The sequence below is a fragment of the Lysinibacillus sp. BS3 genome (genome assembly GCF_039614735.1).
Taxonomy (GTDB): Bacteria; Bacillota; Bacilli; order Bacillales_A; family Planococcaceae; genus Lysinibacillus; species Lysinibacillus capsici.
Window position 1 is genome coordinate 2,087,512 of record NZ_CP154860.1, and the last position, 19,456, is coordinate 2,106,967.

10 protein-coding genes are annotated in these 19,456 nt (G+C 37.4%); 7 read left to right on the forward strand and 3 right to left on the reverse strand.

Features of this window, described 5'->3' with window-relative positions:
- Positions 1–1,368: 1,368 nt before the first annotated feature.
- Positions 1,369–5,175 carry an S-layer homology domain-containing protein gene (locus tag AAJG31_RS10500; RefSeq protein ID WP_279493900.1) on the reverse strand — a complete coding sequence of 1,269 codons (3,807 nt, stop codon included), beginning with the start codon at positions 5,173–5,175 and terminating at the stop codon, positions 1,369–1,371.
- 632 nt (positions 5,176–5,807) lie between these two features.
- Here AAJG31_RS10500 and AAJG31_RS10505 point away from each other — a divergent pair.
- The 5 genes from AAJG31_RS10505 (at position 5,808) to csaB (ending at position 13,307) form a co-directional block, all read left to right on the forward strand.
- Entirely contained in the window at positions 5,808–7,658 is a 1,851-nt protein-coding gene (locus AAJG31_RS10505) for an S-layer homology domain-containing protein (RefSeq protein ID WP_279493897.1), read from the forward strand.
- Between the two features lie 342 nt (positions 7,659–8,000).
- A complete protein-coding gene (locus tag AAJG31_RS10510) occupies positions 8,001–8,741 on the forward strand; it encodes a WecB/TagA/CpsF family glycosyltransferase (RefSeq protein ID WP_279493895.1) in 741 nt (246 codons plus the stop codon).
- The gene (locus tag AAJG31_RS10515) at positions 8,738–10,294 is read left to right on the forward strand and encodes a polysaccharide biosynthesis protein (RefSeq protein WP_279493894.1); all 1,557 of its coding nucleotides are present in this window, start codon (positions 8,738–8,740) and stop codon (positions 10,292–10,294) included. The genes AAJG31_RS10510 and AAJG31_RS10515 overlap by 4 nt, the downstream gene beginning before the upstream one ends.
- 20 nt (positions 10,295–10,314) lie before the next feature.
- Complete coding sequence (locus AAJG31_RS10520; protein WP_279493893.1) at positions 10,315–12,228, forward strand: DUF5693 family protein; 1,914 nt, start codon at positions 10,315–10,317, stop codon at positions 12,226–12,228.
- Positions 12,228–13,307 (forward strand): polysaccharide pyruvyl transferase CsaB, encoded by a 1,080-nt coding sequence (gene csaB, locus AAJG31_RS10525; protein ID WP_279493892.1) that lies wholly within the window; start codon positions 12,228–12,230, stop codon positions 13,305–13,307. The genes AAJG31_RS10520 and csaB overlap by 1 nt, the downstream gene beginning before the upstream one ends.
- Positions 13,308–13,347: 40 nt before the next feature.
- On the opposite strand, the gene AAJG31_RS10530 is transcribed toward csaB, so the two are convergent.
- Complete coding sequence (locus tag AAJG31_RS10530; RefSeq protein ID WP_279493891.1) at positions 13,348–14,178, reverse strand: flagellin; 831 nt, start codon at positions 14,176–14,178, stop codon at positions 13,348–13,350.
- A gap of 172 nt (positions 14,179–14,350) precedes the next feature.
- Positions 14,351–14,827 carry an IDEAL domain-containing protein gene (locus AAJG31_RS10535; protein ID WP_004269498.1) on the reverse strand — a complete coding sequence of 159 codons (477 nt, stop codon included), beginning with the start codon at positions 14,825–14,827 and terminating at the stop codon, positions 14,351–14,353.
- Between the two features lie 204 nt (positions 14,828–15,031).
- Here AAJG31_RS10535 and AAJG31_RS10540 point away from each other — a divergent pair, with 204 nt between their 5' ends.
- Positions 15,032–16,606, forward strand: a complete 1,575-nt coding sequence (locus AAJG31_RS10540) for a hypothetical protein (RefSeq protein WP_279493889.1) — start codon at positions 15,032–15,034, stop codon at positions 16,604–16,606.
- Positions 16,603–19,365 carry a DEAD/DEAH box helicase gene (locus AAJG31_RS10545; protein WP_279493888.1) on the forward strand — a complete coding sequence of 921 codons (2,763 nt, stop codon included), beginning with the start codon at positions 16,603–16,605 and terminating at the stop codon, positions 19,363–19,365. The genes AAJG31_RS10540 and AAJG31_RS10545 overlap by 4 nt, the downstream gene beginning before the upstream one ends.
- The last annotated feature ends 91 nt before the right edge of the window (positions 19,366–19,456 follow it).

A 19,456-nucleotide genomic window follows, 5' to 3' on the forward strand; every position in this document is an offset into this window, starting at 1 on the left:
TCTTACGGATTAACTTAAACAACACAATATCAAGCTTGCAGTTACATGATATTTCTCTGCTTTGAATTTAAAACATAAATAGCTTCTAATTCTATTAATAAAATAAAGACTTCATTCTATTAAACTATTTGTTCAATAAAATATTTTTTGTTTAAAAAATCTGGTAAAATCCTTTCAATACTATGATATGAGTTAAAGGAATTTTATGTTCTTTTAAAAAAAGTAGTAGAGAGTTAAGAGTGTGACTTCTTACTTCAAGATTTATTTGAAGTAAGAGGGATTTACTAAGACGTCTTCTGAATTCAAAGAATTATTCTTTTTTCATTTAAAAAACCCAATCGAAAATATCGATTGGGTTTTAGAATTATTTGAAATTAAATTAGACTAGTAACTAACAGGAATGTGGATTATTTAACTACCACTACCCAGTAAGTACCATTGTATTTAACTTCAACAATTACGTCTTTAGCAAAGAAGTCTGTTTTAGTTACTGTTGCAGTGAATGTATAAGTTGCACCTTGGTTAGCTGCAGCACCTAAATCGATTCCAGTAGCTCCATCAGTTACTGTTAATACAACAGTCTTCGGAGGTTAGCGAGTCCAACTCAACTAAACACTCGCTACAAAATCGCTCTAAGAACGAACGATATTTTGAAATCGTTGCTTCCGCTTTATTCGCTAATTTTAAACTTAGTAAATATTCATTTATTATCTTTCTCGTTTGTTTGGGAATTCCCTCATGAGTGCTAATCCAATATTTCCTTGTAATATCGGTCATATGTTACCATCCTTTCTTTCATTCTTACATCTCCAGCATGTGTTAACATTATTGTTAACTGTTATATTAAGTTTATCTTTCCTATTAACCTACTCATGCCTTCTATAAATTGTTGTAATGATTCGATCCTCTAAACTTCCTTTTACTTACAAATGCATATTGTTTCTCTACTATATGAATTACTCCTCAGACATAAAAAGCCTTCACTCCTAAAAAAGGAATAAAGGCTCTTAAATTTCTCTATCAATAATATATTAACTGTTAGATGTGTGTGTTATTACGGATATGACTTAACTTGAAAAATTTTTAAATTTTAAATTCCCTAAGTATTCTAATCTCTTTTTTCTACTTAAAATACTGTCTACCTTCCTTGCAAAAAACTGAAATGCCTAATTTCAAATATTATGTATATTATATTTAAGGAATATCTACATCAAGTTATCGATTAAAAAATTAAAACACTGAGTTTAATTATAAATGTATATTTTCAGACTTGATAATCAGGAATAGATAAATACTCTCATTATTTACAATTTATTAAAATAAAAAAAGAAGTTGTCGAAAATCGACAACTTCTTTAAAGAATTAATTTTATTTAGCTACTGTAGTAATGTTTAAACCAGTAAACGTAACTGTATTTGGTGTTAATGCAGTATCAGTTACTGTTAATCCAGTAATTCCATTAACTGTTACACCACTTACAAAGTTAGTTGGAGCACCAGTTAAAGTAAATGTTACTGTGTTACCTGAAGCAGTTGCAGCACCAGTTGCTACTACTGTAGCTTGTGTAGCACCAGCTACGAAATCAATAGTAGCAGTACCTGTTACATTTACATTCTCACTGAATGTAATTACAACATCAGATCCATCAGTTGCAATAGATTGAATTGTTGGAGCTGTAACATCATTAGCAGAAGCAACCAAGTTATTAATTGCAGTTTGTAATCCTTGTGCAGTTGTATAGTTATTTGCAAGAGCATCAACTACAAGTGCTTTCTTAGTAGCATCTAAGCTATTGAAAGAAGTTAAAGTAAGCTGTAGTGTAGCAGCATTATCATTTAACGCTTGAATAGCAGCAGTAACTGTTGGTGCATCAGTTGCTGAAACAACATTGCCTAAAGCAGTATTTACAGCAGCTAGAGCAGCAGTAACTTTACCTGCATCTACTGAAGCTTTTGCAGCAGCAATTTCAGCAGTAACAGAAGTGTTGAATGTAGTTGAATCAGTACCAACAAATGTAGAAGTTCCAACTAAATAAGCTTGAACGTTAACATCAGTAATTGCTTCTAATGCTGTTACGCTTGAAGCTGCACCTGGTACTTCTTTAACAGCAGCGATTAAAGCTGCATAAGTTGCAGCACCATTTACAGCAGCTACTTTTGGTGCAAATACTTGTGTGCTAATTGCAGTGTTGAATGCAGTAGTTAAAGTATCAACAGTATATAAAGTACCTGGAGCTGGTGTAAGAGCAGTTGCTACAGCATTTTGATCTGCATCAGATAATGCTTTGAACGCATTAACTGTTTTCAATGCTTCTTTCACTTGACCAGTGTTAGACGCACTATTTACTGCGTTAACAACAGCTTGAGTAATTCCAGTACCAACAACACTTGTATCATTACCTTTTGCTTGGCTATCTTTGTTAGAAGCATCAACATTAATTAGACGAACTTCTGAATTTTTAATGTTCAGACGGTCTTCTAATGAAATTGCTTTTTCGAAACCATTAGCATCAGTAGAAGTTAGACGGTTGAAGTCTGTTTGTGTACCTGTGAAGTAAGTGTTAGATTGACCGTATTTCACGATTTGGTATGAAGAAGTACCATCAACTAATACTAGAGCGTAACCCCATTCACCAGCACCTAAATCTACAGTTTGGAAACCTTTAACTAGACCAGTTACTTCAGTACCTGCTACTGTAGCATCTACCCACTCAGAAGTTGTTGTTCCAGCAGAATAGTAAGAATTGCTAGTTGTCCAAGTACCGTTAGAAGCTTTAACACTTGTAGTAACACTTCCAGTTACTTCTACTTTACCGGCTTTTGCATTTTGTACTTTTAATGCAACATTTTTAGGGTTAGTTGTAGTGTGACCAGTTACTGTTACTGATTGACCTGCAGCAATGTGTACATTTAAGTTAGCAGAACCATTGTTGTTAGAAATACTATCAACATTGAAGTTTGTAGGAGCTAATGTTAAATCTACAGCACTGTTACCAGTGTTAGAAAGAGTATAAGTTACACGGTTAACCGCATAATCGTTTTTAGAATACTCACTACCAGCTTGGTCTAATAATTGAATATTGTATGTTGGTTGTTGTAAACCAGTACCTGATACGCCAAAGACACCAGTTACATCAGATTTATCTTCAAGTTTTGCACTTCCAATAACTTCTGAGCGGAATACTACTGAACCTGCAAGTTTGAATGATTCTTCTTTTTCAAGAGTACCTTGAACGTTTGATGCTGAGTTAATGTCAATCCATACTACTGGAGTTGCACTTACTTCAGTTTTGTCTGCTTTAACGTCAAACTTAGCTTTGCCATCTTTATCAAGAGTTAAAGTGTAAACTCCAGTTTTACCAGAAACAGGTTTAACCTTTGAGTTATTTACAATGTAAGCTTCAGTATTAGTTGTTAAGCTAGAGTCGATTAATTCGTTTAATGCAACTGTTGCTGTACCACCTGCATATGGTTTACCGTCAGCTTTTAATACTTCTACTTCATAAGTAAATGCTTTACCAGCTACTGCTTCAAATTGCTCTTCTTTGTTGAATTTGAATGTATAAGCTCCACCAACAAATTTAGTTTCTTCAGCTTTAACTTGTAAATCGCGAACATCTAAACGATTCCAACCTGAAGTATTTAAAGCATCGCTATCTTTGTAAACGATTGGAGTTACAGCAGTGTTTGCACCAGTAACTGTGAATGTAGCTTCACCTTTATCATTTGTTTTAACTGATAATACGCGTTGGTCAGTTTTTGATTCAAATGGTTTAGCTGTTGCACCAGTTGCTACATCTGTAGCTACTGCATTTGTATCGTTAGTTACAGACTCATCAATGTTTTCTTTGAATGTAACTTTTAATTCTTGGTTTTTAACTGGAGTACCAGTTACAGGATCTAAATAAGTAGCTGTATAAGTTTTTGCTTTACCGTTATCTAAAGTATTACCTTCTTTAGAAGTAAGAGATAAAATTGGTTTAACTCCCCAGTAAACTTTTGCAAAGCTACGGTTAGCAGGGTTGCCAGTTGCGTATGCTACAACTTGGTCAGCACCAGCATTGTATTGAGTATACGTGTAAGTAGCAACACCATTTTCATCAGTTGTTACTTCAACAACTTGTGCTTTGTTTAATGAACTTACTTTTTCTGAGTTAGAATCGTATGGGTCAACGTTAAATGTTACTGGGATACCAGCTTTAGATTGACCTTCTGCAACTTTAACTTCAGCTTTAAGAGATACTTGTTGACCAACAACACCTTGTACAGATGTAGTAGTTAAGTTGATAGCAGTTGGTACTACTGCTGCGATACCTTTAAATTTACCTATTTCTTCGCCATCAAGAGTTACAACGTACTCTTTGTCAGCAGTTTGAGCTTCAGTAGTTAATACAACAACATTTTTGTTAGTTTGTTTAACAGCAGCGTTTTTAACTTCTAAGCCATCGATTTTGAATTTAAGAGCTTCTACGTTATCAACTTCTTCGTCGAATGTTACTTCAACAGTTGTAGCGTTGATAGCTTTTACAGAAGCATCAACTGTTTCAACAGCTAGATCAAGCGTACGAGCGAATACTACTGCGAAGTCTTGGCGAGTGATCGCTGCGTTTGGTTTAAGGTTTAATTTACCGTTTTCTTCAGAACCAGTGAAGATTCCGTTTGCTACAGCAGTTTCTAGAGCATCTTTAGCCCATGGTTTAACTTGAGAAGCGTCAGCGAATTGGCTTAGGCTTTCGCTACCTTCTAAACCGAAAGCATCTACAAGAACTTTAGCTGCTTCAGAACGAGTTAAAGATTTGTTTGGAGCGAATTCGTTTGCACTTACGCCTTCAAAAATGCCGTTTGCTACTACTGCTGCGATTGAGTTGTAGTACCAAGCACCTTTTTTAACGTCTGAGAAGTTTACATCGCCGTCAGCTTCTAATTCTAGAGCTTTCGTGAAGATTTCTGCAGCTTGTGCACGAGTTACTGTGTTAAGTGGGTTGAAGTTCCCGTTAGTGTCACCTTGGATTACACCAGCGTCAACTAAAGATTGAACTGCTTCTTTAGCGTATCCAGAGATTTTGTTATAGTCGTTTACTTGCGCAGCAGATGCTACAGGTACGATTGCCGATGCAACTAATGCAGCTGTTGCTGATGCCGCGAAGAACTTACGGCCTTTGTTTTGCTTTGCCATTAATGTATTCCTCCCTAAAATTCCTTAAATTGATATTAATCCAACGAAAACTATAGTACCGCCTAGTTACCTAAATGTATGTATTATAGCTTTCTTGAATAATACAAAACTAAAGCAAATTTGTTAGTAAATTTACTAGAAAAAGCGTAGTAGAATACCATTCTAGTAAGTTTATTCACTTTCTACAATAATATAACACTATCTTTTCCGAAATTCAAGCATTGGGACATAAATTTAGTTATAGAAGATTTTTTTACCATACCTAATATGGTATTTAATAGAAACCATTAAAATCACAACTAATTATATCCTCATTTGGATTGGTAACATATAGTTCCGTTACCTATTATACCTTACTCTCAATAATAACCAAGCATTTTCTGGAATGGTTACTAAATTGTCAAAAATTAAAGACTCCCGTAATATTTTAGTTATAATTGTAAAGAAACAGAAATATAGAAGGCGTTTCATAGCGAATTCTGCCTCTTCCTCACCAACTTTATGAGTTTCTTCTTTATTAAGTAAAAAGCTAAATCTATCTGTCCCCATGTTGTAATAATAGATTGCCACTTTTTATGCTACACTTTTGATAGTTTGATAGAACATATCAGCTATTGAAGGGAGCTTAAAAAATGAAACGTAAATTTCCTCTTTACGGGGCCGTGCTGGCAGGCATGTTATATCTTGCGCCAACTTCCGCTTCAGCGGAAGATATTTCGAAGCACTGGGCCTACCATGAAATGAACTATCTTATTACCAACGATTTAATGAAGGGCGATGAATTCGGCCATTATCGTCCGAATGATGCTGTCACTCGTGCTGAATTTGCAGCCTTTCTTGTTAGAACACTGAACTTGCCAGCAGCTTCTAGTCAGACAACCTTTACAGATGTAAAAAAAGGTGACTGGTATTATGGGGTAGTCGAGCAAGCAAGCTATCATGGGCTAATTAAAGGTGACGAGCAAGGCAAATTCCATCCGAATAATCACATTAATCGTCAGGAAATGGCCGCTATGTTAAAAAGAGCTCTTACTTATCAAAACATCAATACATCTTCCTCCCCTATTGCTTTTAGTGATAATGCGCGCATTGCCAAATGGGCCTATGCAGATGTACAAGCTGTCGTCACAACAGGACTACTTGTTGGGAAGCCAAATAATCAATTTGCCCCTCTTGCTCAAACAACTCGTGCTGAGGCAGCTACCGTGCTCTATCGTTTAATCCATCTAGAGGCTCCTGGGACAGGTGGTAAGCAATATATGACGACGAATTACTCATATGATTACTCCTCTGTAGTAAGTAAACAAACAATGAATAATCCAAAGGTCGATGGTGCTGGCATTTTCACGGCTAGCGAGGCACTAGTGTCATACTATGTACACCCAAAAAGTTTTATGCAGGATAGCCCATCTTATTATCAATTCCTAAAATTATCTACTGTCGTCAATAATTTGAGTGCAAAAGAGCTAAATGATAAAGTACTTGCCAATAAAGGAAGCTTAGCAGGTACAGCGGATGCCTTCATTCAAGCTGGTATAGACAATAAGATCAATGCTATTTATTTAGTCTCCCATGCCTTGCATGAAACAGCCAATGGTGGTTCTGCACTTATTAAAGGGATCGAGGTTGGCTTAGATACAAATGGCAAGCCGATGGTAGCAACACCAGAAAATCGTGAAAAATTAACTGCTATTAAGACAACCTACAATGCTTACGGTATTGGCGCTATAGATGCCGATGCTAATAAGTATGGTGCGGAGCGCGCTTATACAAATGGCTGGTTTACTGTTCAGGATGCCATTATCGGCGGTGCCCAATTTGTAAAGGATCAGTATATTAGCAGGGGGCAGGATACGCTCTATAAAATGCGTTGGAATCCTGATAATCCGACAGTCCACCAATATGCAACACATGTGATGTGGGCTGTCATTCAAGCGAAAAAGATCTATGATATTTATGAATTAATTGGTGCTCATACAACAACAAACCTAGTGTTTGATGTGCCTGCCTATCAAAGTCAATCTTCCGCTCCTTCATTACCGAGTCCATCGAAGCAATACGCATTGGATTTAGGGTTAGCTGGAGCAACTGGTAAAACGACGATTAATCTCAATATGAGAACGTATCCGAATACAGCAGATAATGCTTCGATTATTACGAATTTGCCAAAGGATACCTCCTTTAAAGTTCTTGGTGAAAATGGTGGTTGGTTGAAAGTAAGTGTCAATGGACAAGAGGGCTGGGTGATTGATGATTATGTGAGTCTTGAAAATGGCTTACAAATTGTTAATATGAATATTACACTCAATGTTCGAAGCGAACCATCTACGACAAGTGCTATTTTAGGTACTGTTAAACCGAATGGCTTTATTATCGGGGCTGTAGACGATAAAGGTGAGTTTATAAAAAATGGTGCCTGGTATCAGGTGCTTTACAACGGAAAAACAGGCTGGGTACATGGCGATTATATTGTAAAAAAATGATTTTAATAGGATGCGCAAAAGAAGAGTGCGATGATGATTCGCACTCTTTTTGTTAGTCATTTTTTATCAACGAGATGAAAGCGCTATATAATAGAAGAAACTCGAAATTTTAGGATATAATTTTCATACTATCCCCCTAAAATTTAGTAAATTCTACGTCAAAATAGTGTCCTAAAAAAGCTTAATAGGACAATTGCTATACCATGTAAAAATCGTTACTAATAAGAGCTATACTTTAAGTAATCATCGTTAAACCCATTATCGAAAATTTCCTGTCAATATTGCTTTTGTGGTATGATAGATTGCAGTGAAAATGGAATTACAGAAAGGTTTGAACACTATATGAGGCATGTAACGATTATGGGCGTACCCTTTTTACATATTAGTCAACAAGGGTTTGTTGATTTACTCGTTAATCGTATTGAACAGCAAGAAAAAACTTTCGTTGTGACAGCCAATCCTGAAGTTGTCATGCAGGCAAATGAAAATCCAACTGTCATGAACTACTTAAAGCAGGCAACATACATTTGTGCAGATGGTATTGGTGTCGTTAAGGCTGCACAAATCCTTGGAGATTCACTTCCAGAGCGTGTAACTGGCTATGATACGATGGTACGTCTGTTAGAGGTTGGTCAGCAAAAGCATTTTAAAATCTATTTACTAGGTGCTCAAAAGGAAACCATCGAAAAGACGGTTGCCAATATTCATAAGAACTATCCAAACGTTGATGTCGTTGGCTATCATGATGGCTACTTCGACTGGAATAATAATGATTTTGCAAAAGAAATTGCAACTTTACAGCCTGATCTTGTATTTGTGGCATTAGGTGTACCAAGACAGGAAAAATGGATAACAGAAAACCTTGAAAAATTTTCAAAGGGTGTATTTATCGGTGTGGGTGGCTCCTTCGATGTCATCGCTGGTACTGTAAAACGTGCACCAGTAATTTGGCAAAAGTTAAATCTTGAATGGCTCTATCGACTGTTACGCCAGCCAAGTCGATTTGGCAGAATGCTTGTACTCCCTCGCTTTGCTTTAAAGGTATTTGCATTAAAGCTTAAAGGTCAGGGCAAAACAAAATGAGTCAGTCAACATTTGTTAAAAGCACACTCATCCTAACGATTGCCACCTTACTTTCAAAAGTAATCGGTAGTATCTTCCGTATACCACTTCAAAATATTGCTGGTGATGAAGTACTTGGTATTTTTAGTCTTGTCTATCCTGTTTATATGGTAGCACTTTATTTATCCGTTGCGGGTATCCCTATCGCTATTTCTAAGCTGATTGCGGAAGCTAGGACGAGTCATGATACTGCCAAAATTAAGAAAATTTATGTGACTGCAAGAATCCTTGCATTATCCTTTGGCGTCATTAGTTTTACAATCATTTACGGCTTTTCAGAGCAGATAGCGAATGCACTTGGTGGGCCCTCAACAGAGATAGCCTTAATTATAGTTGCCCTTACATTACTGGTAGCTCCTTATATGGCTGTCTATCGTGGATTTTTCCAAGGTTTTGGGGATATGCGACCTACTGCCATCTCTCAAGTGATTGAGCAGTTAGTACGTGTTGCTTTAATTTTAATTGTTGCGTATTTCTTAGTAGCAATGGATTATTCAAATGATATCGTAGCTGGTGGAATTATGGCGGGCTCTGTATTAGGAGCCCTCGGGTCACTTTTCTATTTACTTTTTAAATATTTCCGTTCTTCGGTAAAAGTAACGAGTAAGGAGAAATATTCTGGTAAGGATTTCTCTAAATACAGTAAAACCATTTTAAAAATTTCTATTCCCATTGCGATCGGTTCAGTGACAATGGCACTCTTTAACTTTGTTGATTCCTTTACGGTTACATATGGCTTAAGAAGTGCTGGTGCAGATGCGAGTGAAATTAGCTACCTTTATGGTATTTATGGTCGAGGGCTAACATTAGTTCAAATTACGACTGTTTTTGCTTCGTCGATTATCTTGCCACTTGTGCCGTTGATTACAACGAAGCTAGCTGAGCGTAAATTGGATGAAACACGCACTATTATTGAGCAAACTCATCGTATGACACACCTTATTTCATGGCCAGCTGCTATTGGGTTACTAGCCTTAACCTTGCCTTTAAATCTAGCTCTTTTTAAAGACTTAGAGGGAAGCTTAATGTTAGCCATCATCAATCTAAGCTCTGTCTTTACATCACTAACTTTGCTTGGAACAGGAATTCTACAGGGTATGAATGCTGCCAAAACAGGAGCTCTCATTATTTTGAGTGGTGTTGTCCTTAAGGTGTTTTCTAACATCTTCCTTATTCAAGCATTTGGTTTAGATGGTGCTGCCTATGCAACTTTGCTAGTGTATTTTGTGTTATTTATTGTGAATTCTGTCTTTATTTATCGTATGATTCGCTTTACTGTCCTTGGAAAAGATACGGTGAAAATGATTGTGTCTTCCATTGTAATGGGAGTAGCAGTTGGATTACCAACACTTTGGCTTGACTTTACACATTGGTCAAGAATGTCGGCAATGGGCTATCTAACTGTCGCAATCGTAGTTGGTGGAGCTCTTTACTTCCTTCTACTATGGCTGATGAAAGCTATTCATAAACAAGATTTAAAGAAAATCCCTGTTATCGGAAAAAGATTTTCATAAATAAGAGAGGTAGGACACTTATGTCAAAACAGAAATGGCTTTGGGGAATCATTGTTCTTTTACTCGTCGTTTCCTCTACAGGTATCATGAAGAGGTGGAATGCGGAGCAATCGAATGATGCTTATGAGATTGTTATTCCCTATGATGAAATACAAACCGCAGAAAAAAATAGCGACCTAACAATGGATGAAATTCTTTCCTCCTTAAAGGATGCTGGGCTGAATACTGTGAGTCTAGAGCCCTTAACATTAAAGGAAATGGAAAAGCAAAACTTAATTACCGTTTATAAAGAAAGTGAGTTAGCAGCCCAATTATTGTTTACACCTTATAAAGATGCTGTTGATATCTCTAATAGCGGCTATTATATTCGAGTGCCTGAAAATGAGAGCTACCAAAAGCTGATCATGGAGAGCATTGAACCAGAGGAAGTACAAATAGGAGAAGAGCCTTTTTATTTCCTTCCTACTTCTAACCACAATTTTGATTTAAAAACACCAATTGGCTATGATCAGCCTGCTATTGACATGATTAGTAAGCATGGACTAGCCCACATCTTTAAGGTGGAAAATGCAGATAATGAAGTAGCTAATGAAAAGTTGGTTAATCAATTAGTCGCTTTAAAAGAGGCTTCGGCAGGCCGCTTACTTGGTCAAGGTGATGAAGCCATCGGGTTTGGCCAAGAAGACGGCAATCAATTAGTTGAAAAATTAAATGATGCTGGCTATTACTTCTACACAATTGAAAGTAACCCACTTAAAGGCGAAAGTAAAATCGCTCAAATGACGGATTACAATATGATTCGTTTGCATAGTATCAATGTCAACAGAGAGACTAAATTAAAGCTAAATGCAAGTATTGATCGTACAACACGAGCTGTCAAAGAGCGTAATATTCGCTCCATTTTCTATCATATTAAAACAACAGGTAATGCCAAAGAAAATGTAGAAGAAACGATTGATTATCTAAATGGTGTGCATGACACAATGCCAGATCATTTCAAAGCAGGTGAACCTAAGCTATTTGATAAAGTAGTCGTGCCAGCTTGGGTCACAGCAGCCGTATTAGTAGCAGGTATTTTATTTACCTTTATCATTTCAGAATTAGTAAAATGGATGCCTCTTCGTATCGCGGCAGCTGGCTTTATGGCTGTACTAGCAATTGCGTACTTTATCCTGAAAAGTACTCTATTTTTACAAGCATTTGCACTCATTATTGCAGTCCTTGCCCCAACCTATGCAGTCATCAAATCAGCGCAAGGTTCTACGAAGGTGTCTAACATATTGCTCCAATACTTAAAGGCAGTAGCAATTAGCGTTATTGGCATTGTAATTGTTATTGGCTTATTGAATGGTAATGCCTTTATGACAGGGTTTGCTGTATTTAAAGGGGTTAAGCTTGTTTATCTTATTCCAATTATGGGTGTTTTACTATTTACAGTAATTGAGATGAACCGACTAGCTGATCAAAACATTAAGAACTCTTTATCCAATACGGTAACATTGTTAAATAAAGAATTAAAATATTGGCATGTGCTACTACTCATTGTATTGGCTGGTGTCGGATTATTTTACATTAGCCGAACAGGAAACTCTGGTTCTGTAAGTGATATGGAATTAGCCTTTAGACAATGGCTAGAAAATACATTGTATGTTCGACCAAGAACGAAGGAATTTTTAATTGGTTTCCCATTCTTCATTTTAGCGTTATATGTAATGGGTATTAATCGTAAATGGGGTAGTATTCTCCTTGTACCAGGTGTTATCGGTTTCCTATCCATCATGAATACATTTACTCACCTACACATCCCAGTAGCTGTTTCTGTGTTACGTACACTATACAGCGTATCTCTAGGTCTTGTAGTAGGACTAGTGTTTATCCTAATCTTCAAAATCGGTTATCGTTGGGTTTCTAAGGCAATCGCGAGGTGGTCATAATGCACGTTGTTTTATCTGGCTATTATGGATTTGATAATGTCGGAGATGATGCCATTCTACTGTCCATTATCCAATCATTAAAAAAGTGGCAAAGTGATATAGAGATCACGGTATTATCGAATAATCCAGCAGCTACTGAGCAAACATATGGTGTCAAAGCCGTTAATCGTTGGAAAATGAAAGAAATTCGCCAATTACTTAAAACAGCGGATGGACTGATTAGTGGTGGCGGTAGTCTTATGCAGGATCAAACAGGCATGAAAACTATTCCTTACTATGCGGGCGTTATTCAAATTGCAAAATGGTTGAAGAAGCCAGTATTTGTTTACGCCCAAGGTATGGGTCCGATTAATCACCCACTTAGTAAATTCATTGTTCGTACAGTCTTTAATAAGGTAGAGCAAATAACGGTTAGAGATAGAGCCTCTCTAGCTCTTTTAACAGAGATCGGTGTACGAAAAGAAACAAAGATCGTACCAGATCCTGTTATGGGACTTAACGGTAATGACTTTTATTGTGAGTGGCTAGAAAATGTCTCTTTGTCAGCCGATAGCTATATCTCTGTAAGCGTTCGAGATTGGCCATCCGCTGTTGCCTACAAGGAAAAAATTGCACACAGCCTAGATGAATTAGTACGTCAGGGTGAGCAAATCGTTTTCCTGCCTATGCATGGTGAGCATGATTTTATTACTTCACAGGAAGTAGCAGCACTTATGAAGGAAAAGAGCTTGATTGCTCCTGCTGATTTATCTATTGCGGAAAAAATCGCAGTGATAGGTCAATCTCAACTATTAATAGGTATGCGACTGCACTCCTTAATTTTCTCGGCAATCTATGCAACACCGTTTATTGCCATTTCGTATGATCCGAAAATTGATGCGTTTGCTGATATCGTTGATCAGCCTGTCATCGGTCATGTCGAGGTTGATGATTGGAATGGTGTAACATTGTTTGAACAAGCTGTAGCAATTCTTGAATCCTATACAACAGTTCAAGAAAAAATGCGCCAGGCCGTCATCCCATTGCAAGATGAAGCAACTGCAACTGCTAAATTAGCAATTGATGCTTTGTCAAAATAAACATTAAAAAATGATGAATTTCAATGTTAATTGAAATTCATCATTTTTTTCCTACTTCTAATAATTTTAAAATGGATTGGGCCTGTTGCATATGCATGGCTAAAACATATTGACCTGCTTGCATTAAAATTTGCGCCTTCACCATATTCATCATCTCTTTTGCGATATCTGCATCTCGAATACGAGACTCTGCTGCTTGTAAATTCTCTGCCGTGTTCACATTAGCATTATAGGCATGTTCCAAGCGGTTCTGATAGGCACCAAGACGTGAGCGCTCATTGGAAACACGTTTTAAGGCTTCATCCATTGAAGACATAGCTTTTTCCGCATCCTCACGAGTAGCAATAGAAGCATCCTTCAACCCAAGTGCCTCGGACCCCATCCCATTGATAAATAATTCGATACTCTGTCCTTCATTAGCGCCTGCTTGAATCTTGATGCCATTTGTTTCATAATCCCCATTAAGTAATGTCTTCGTATTAAATTCTGTATCGGTTGATGTGCGCTGGATTTCCTTTTTTAATTCCTGAAATTCCAAATCTAATTTTTTACGATCATCATCTGTTAATGTATCATTGGCTGCCTCCACTGCTAACTCACGCATACGCTGAATCATGGCATGTGTCTCATTCAGTGCCCCCTCTGCCGTCTGCACAAGCGAAATACCATCCTGTATATTCTTAGCTGCCATATTCAAGCCACGAATTTGAGCACGCATTTTTTCAGAAATCGCCAGTCCAGCTGGATCGTCCGCTGCACTATTAATTCGATATCCGGAAGAAATTCGTAGCATAGCTTTACTCATCGCCCCATAATGACGATTCATATTATTCATAATTGCCATCCCTGTTGCTGACCACTTACCAAGCATGATTTCACCACCTTCTTGTTTTTATATCGGTTCAACATCTCATCTATTGACCTTTATACTGGAAATGGTTTCTAATTTTTTATGCGTTTTTAACATTTTATAGTTGATTAACTACATAATAAAAGCACCTGCTTGTCATTTATGATAAGTAGGTGCTTACTGGACATTCCATCTATTCAATTTTGAAACCCCCAAGTTGATGGCTCTTTTGCTGTAGCAATTCGAAAAAGAGTTCTTTATCATTCTCTAGTAATGCCTGATCAATCAAATGATCCAAATTTTTCTCCTCTAACTCTGCAATAAGCTGATCGATTTCACCAACCGTCACAGTAGAAACCATCGGAATTTGTTGCTTTGGTGTAGCGCTTTCAAGTATTGGTGCTAGATGCTCATGAACATTAGTAATAAGCAATAGTTGATAAAGTGGTAACCGAATAAAGCGATTTCCTTTTTGGAAAACAAAAACCTCAGATAAATTTTCAATCTGCTGTGTCTTCATGTTGATGATCATCTCTTTACCTTCTATGGGAATGAAATGGAAAATCTCATTCTCTTTTAAAATAGAGAAATATTGATAAGCAAATACGAGACGTAATTTATCTCCAGTAACTTTTGTGTAAAACGGCTTCATGTATTGAACTTGCATCATCCTTCATCCCTCCCTAGTTATCTGATTATTCAGATTTTAACACAAATCAAAAGCCTTGTTAACTATCTTTACCTCATTTTTTTCTTTCTGATCATTCAGCTTATCATTACTGCATTTTAATCGTATAATGGAAGGACAGTCTTTTTTTCCTTTTTACAATTAACAATGTTAACTATAGCCATACATGATGAAAGGAGTGAGGTTATGGCATTGTCTATATCGCAATTAGCTAAGGAACATCAAACATTTGTGCTGACTAAATTAAAAGAAGCTGAACAAGGGTTACATCCTTCCTCTACCGAAGATGAGGAACTAGTGCGCCGTGCTGTCTTTTCAGTAAGGAATAAGTCCATTGTTTTTGAACGATTTAATGGAGCAAGTTCTATATTATATGCAAGTGTTCAAGATGTCAGACCCGCTTCTGTTGAAATTGATTTTTCAAAGGAAGAGCTACATTGTAGCTGTCCTCAAGCAAAATGGTGTCGACATCAAATAGGTGCTTTACTCGCTCTCTACCAATATTTTGATTCGGTTCAAAATTGGTCGAGTGCTTGGCGTGCACAAAAATCTGTTCAATTAAAATCTTTAGCAGATGAACGCAGCCCGCAAAGCTGGTCGATGATGGTGGATGAGGTGATGAAACGATTATTAACACCTGGGCGCATACTAGAAGGCTATGGGCTTTCCGCTGTAAGAACCGATGCTTTGGAGCGTCTTCGTCGACATATGCCCTTTGAGCGTGAATGGCAACCTCTTTATAAGCTCTATATGGAGCTAGCCATTTTTAATTCGATATGGCGACATTTAAATGAAACACCTGGACATTCGTTAGATTCACCTTATATGAAATATTTTATCGAACAAAGCACGCAATCTTTTGAGAGCATTCTTACAGAGCTTTCTAATCGATCACGACTATTTGCGACAGATCCATTTTATGATGCCATCCAAGAGCTAGTAAGAGAATTTTTATTAGAAAGACAAGGGCTTTTTGCCAATCGCCTTCGTCTATATATGCTACTATGGGCAGTACTTTTTTATGAGAAGCCTCGTCGTGAACAGGAATTGGCATTTATAAATAATCTTGTTCACTCTTCAGCAGAAATTTCTCTACAATCACTAAAATTATTATTTTATGTGCTATTACAGAAAGAGGATTTACTGCTTGAAAAGTTGGCACAGGTCGATTTACCACAAATGCAGGATTTGTTTGAACTAGCTACTTTTGCTCAACGTGCTGGAGAGTCAAATTCATTAGCAGTCATTTTACGAGCAATTTTACCTTTGACTGAAGTGTTTCTACAGGAGGTCGTTCCAGTCGTTCAGCGTGCCCAATACGTAAGGCAATTCCAACTTTTATTTGACGAGATTCAGCTTTCGGAGGAAGAGGAAGCAATGCTGTATAGTGCCTTTGGTGTGTATGGACTACAGCCGTTCTCAAGTTTTTTAATTAAAAAAGGTCGCTATCGGGAATGGGCAGCTCTACATCAACTTAACCCATCATCCCTCTCTTACTTAGAAATGTGTGGATTAAAGGATGTATTACAGGTTGAACCTGCAACTGTTTTACCTTTATATCATGTCTATGCAATGGCTGAAATTGCGCAAAAATCACGCTTAAATTATAAACAGGCTGTGCGTATTTGGAAAAGTATGCGTAGCGCTGCAAAGCGAGCTGGTAAAGCAGCTTATTTTGAAACATATATGCAAACCATTCGTGCAGAATATAAACGACTACGTGCGTTACAAGAAGAAATTGAGAAAGGAAACTTAGTATGATGACAATAAATGCTCCTTCCCCTTTTTCCAAAACACAACAGCTCCGTATCGAAGTAGCTCGGGAAGGATATTTTACGTTGCAGGGTTTTACTGCAAATGGTACAGCAATCGATGTTGATACATTAATTTCTTCGCTATTCTTTACTTATGAGGCAAATGTTTATGGATTATTAACAAATCGGGCTGATTTTACGATTGAAGTTTCTACGGCTGAATTACTCGATATTTTTTCAACAAGCTTCCAGCACCCTTTCATCAATTGGAGTGGTGCAAATGAAGAAAGTATAAAATGGTTAAATAAAGTTTATGCATTACAAGCATACTGGCAAGAGCCATCACTTTGGTCACATGCTGTGATTGCAGATGATTTTTCATCATTAACTTTCCCTATTGATCATATCGATTCAGCATTATTGGAAACGGCTGTACAGCAGAAGCTTTCACAGGTTGGGCTAATACTAGCTGATTTACCAAAGTTACTACCCTTTTTCCTACGTGGCGGCTGGCCTTTGGATCAAGCTCGTCAAGCTGGAGCTGTTTCCGTCTCTTTACGATTAAGTGAGCCAGAAGAAGATGCCGATGTATGGTTATTAGAAACGGTCCTAAGCACTGCTACAACCAAAAACTACTGGACACCTGCTATACGTAAACAATCCTTACCTATTGAAGAAGCACTACCTACAAAGTGGCGAATGTTCGCGACTGAAATTACGCAGCAACAACAGCAAATTGTAGAACTTCTATCCATCGATACAATTAATAGTGATATCTTTATTCGTGTGACACTGGAAGATTTAGAAGTTCGCTCTTTTTTACGTGAGGATCTTGCTAGATTGCAGGCACTTGGTTTTGATGTTGTACTGCCAGCATGGCTAAAGGATTTAAAACAATCCAAAATTCGAGTACGCGTGACAACCAATAATGTTTCCACAAGGAAGGTAGCAGGTTTAGATGATATTTTAACGTTTAAATGGCAGTTTTCTATGAACGGACAAACGATTTCAGCTGAGCAATTTAAAAAACTTGTGGATGAGAAACGTGAATTTATTCGTATTGGTACTGAATGGTTCCGAGTAGATGCCAATTGGATGCAAGAAATGCGTGAATTGATGCAACAAGCAGAAGATGAAAGTTGGACTGTTCGAGAATTATTATTTAGAGAGTTACCAGAAGACTTGTCTGCCCCTCTTGAGGAAGAAGATGCAGATGATGCACTGAGAGATGATCCAATCTTTGCATTGGAAATACAACAATCATTAAAAGCATACATGGAGCAACTTTTGGAGAAGAAAGGCTTGCCTGCCGTCTCGATTCCATTGTCTCTACAAACCGAATTACGCCCTTATCAATTAGAAGGCTTTGAATGGTTAGTCTTTATGCGCCAACAAGGTTTCGGTGCATGTCTAGCTGATGATATGGGACTTGGAAAAACGGTTCAATTGATTACCTATTTGCTCCATATTTATGAGTCATCAACTTACACAAAGCCATCCATCATTATTTGTCCAACTTCAGTACTTGGGAACTGGCAAAAAGAACTTGCTCGATTTGCCCCGTCCCTGATTGTGCATACACATTATCAAGCAAATCGAGCAAAGGATGAAGAGTTTAAAAAGCTAGTGACAGCAGAAAGGCCACATGTCATTTTATCAACCTATGGTACTGTGTCACAGGATACTGAATTTTTACAGGATATCGAATGGGCAACGGTAGTACTTGATGAAGCACAAAACATAAAAAATATGCAAACATTACAATCGAAAGCCATTCGTAAATTGCTAGGTGACCATCACATAGCTCTTACTGGGACACCTGTAGAAAATCGTTTATCTGAGTTATGGGCTATTTTTGATTTCATTCATAAGGGCTATCTAGGTAGTTTTGGTCGCTTCAATGAAGAATTTATTTTGCCTATTGAACGAGACGAATCAGAGTCGCATAAGCAGAAGCTTCGAGCTAAAATTCAGCCATTCTTATTGCGTCGTACAAAGCGAGATCCACATTTACAGCTTAACTTACCAGATAAGCTAGAATCGAATGAATATTGTCCATTAACAACAGAGCAAGCTTCACTCTATGAGGGCTATATTTTAGAGACGCTTGATCAGCTGGAGCAGTTAACAGGCTTTCAAAAAAAGGGTCGCGTCTTAAAGATGCTCAGTAAATTAAAGCAACTATGTAATCATCCTGCCTTATATTTAAAGGAACCTTTCGAGGATGCCGAAACAATGCTTGCGCGTTCGACTAAACTAGAGCGCATTGTACAAATGGCAGCTGAGATTGTGGACAATGGAGAGCAATGTCTCATCTTTACACAATATATTGGAATGGGACAATTGCTACAACATTGCTTTAGTGAAATATATAATGTAGATGCACCGTTTTTAACTGGTGCCATGCCTAAGCAGCAGCGAGACCGCTTAGTAGAGGCTTTCCAGGCAGGAGATTTCCCTATATTTATCCTTTCTTTGAAAGCTGGTGGAACAGGACTTAATTTAACAGCAGCTAATCATGTTTTACATGCAGATCGCTGGTGGAATCCTGCTGTTGAAAACCAAGCAACAGATCGAGCATATCGCATCGGACAGACACAATTTGTGCAGGTCCATAAATTTGTGACAATTGGCACGATCGAGGAAAAAATTGATAAGATGCTGGTGCAGAAATCTGCATTATCCGAAGAGCTTATTCAATCAAGCCAGTGGTTGACCGAGTTAGAAGATCAAGAACTCCGCGATTTAATAACATTAGATATATAATAATGAGATGCGCCAAGAGCAAATAGTTCTTGGCGCTCTTTTAGTGGAACTTGCTACTTCTTTTCCCTACTTACTTCATCATTTGTATTTA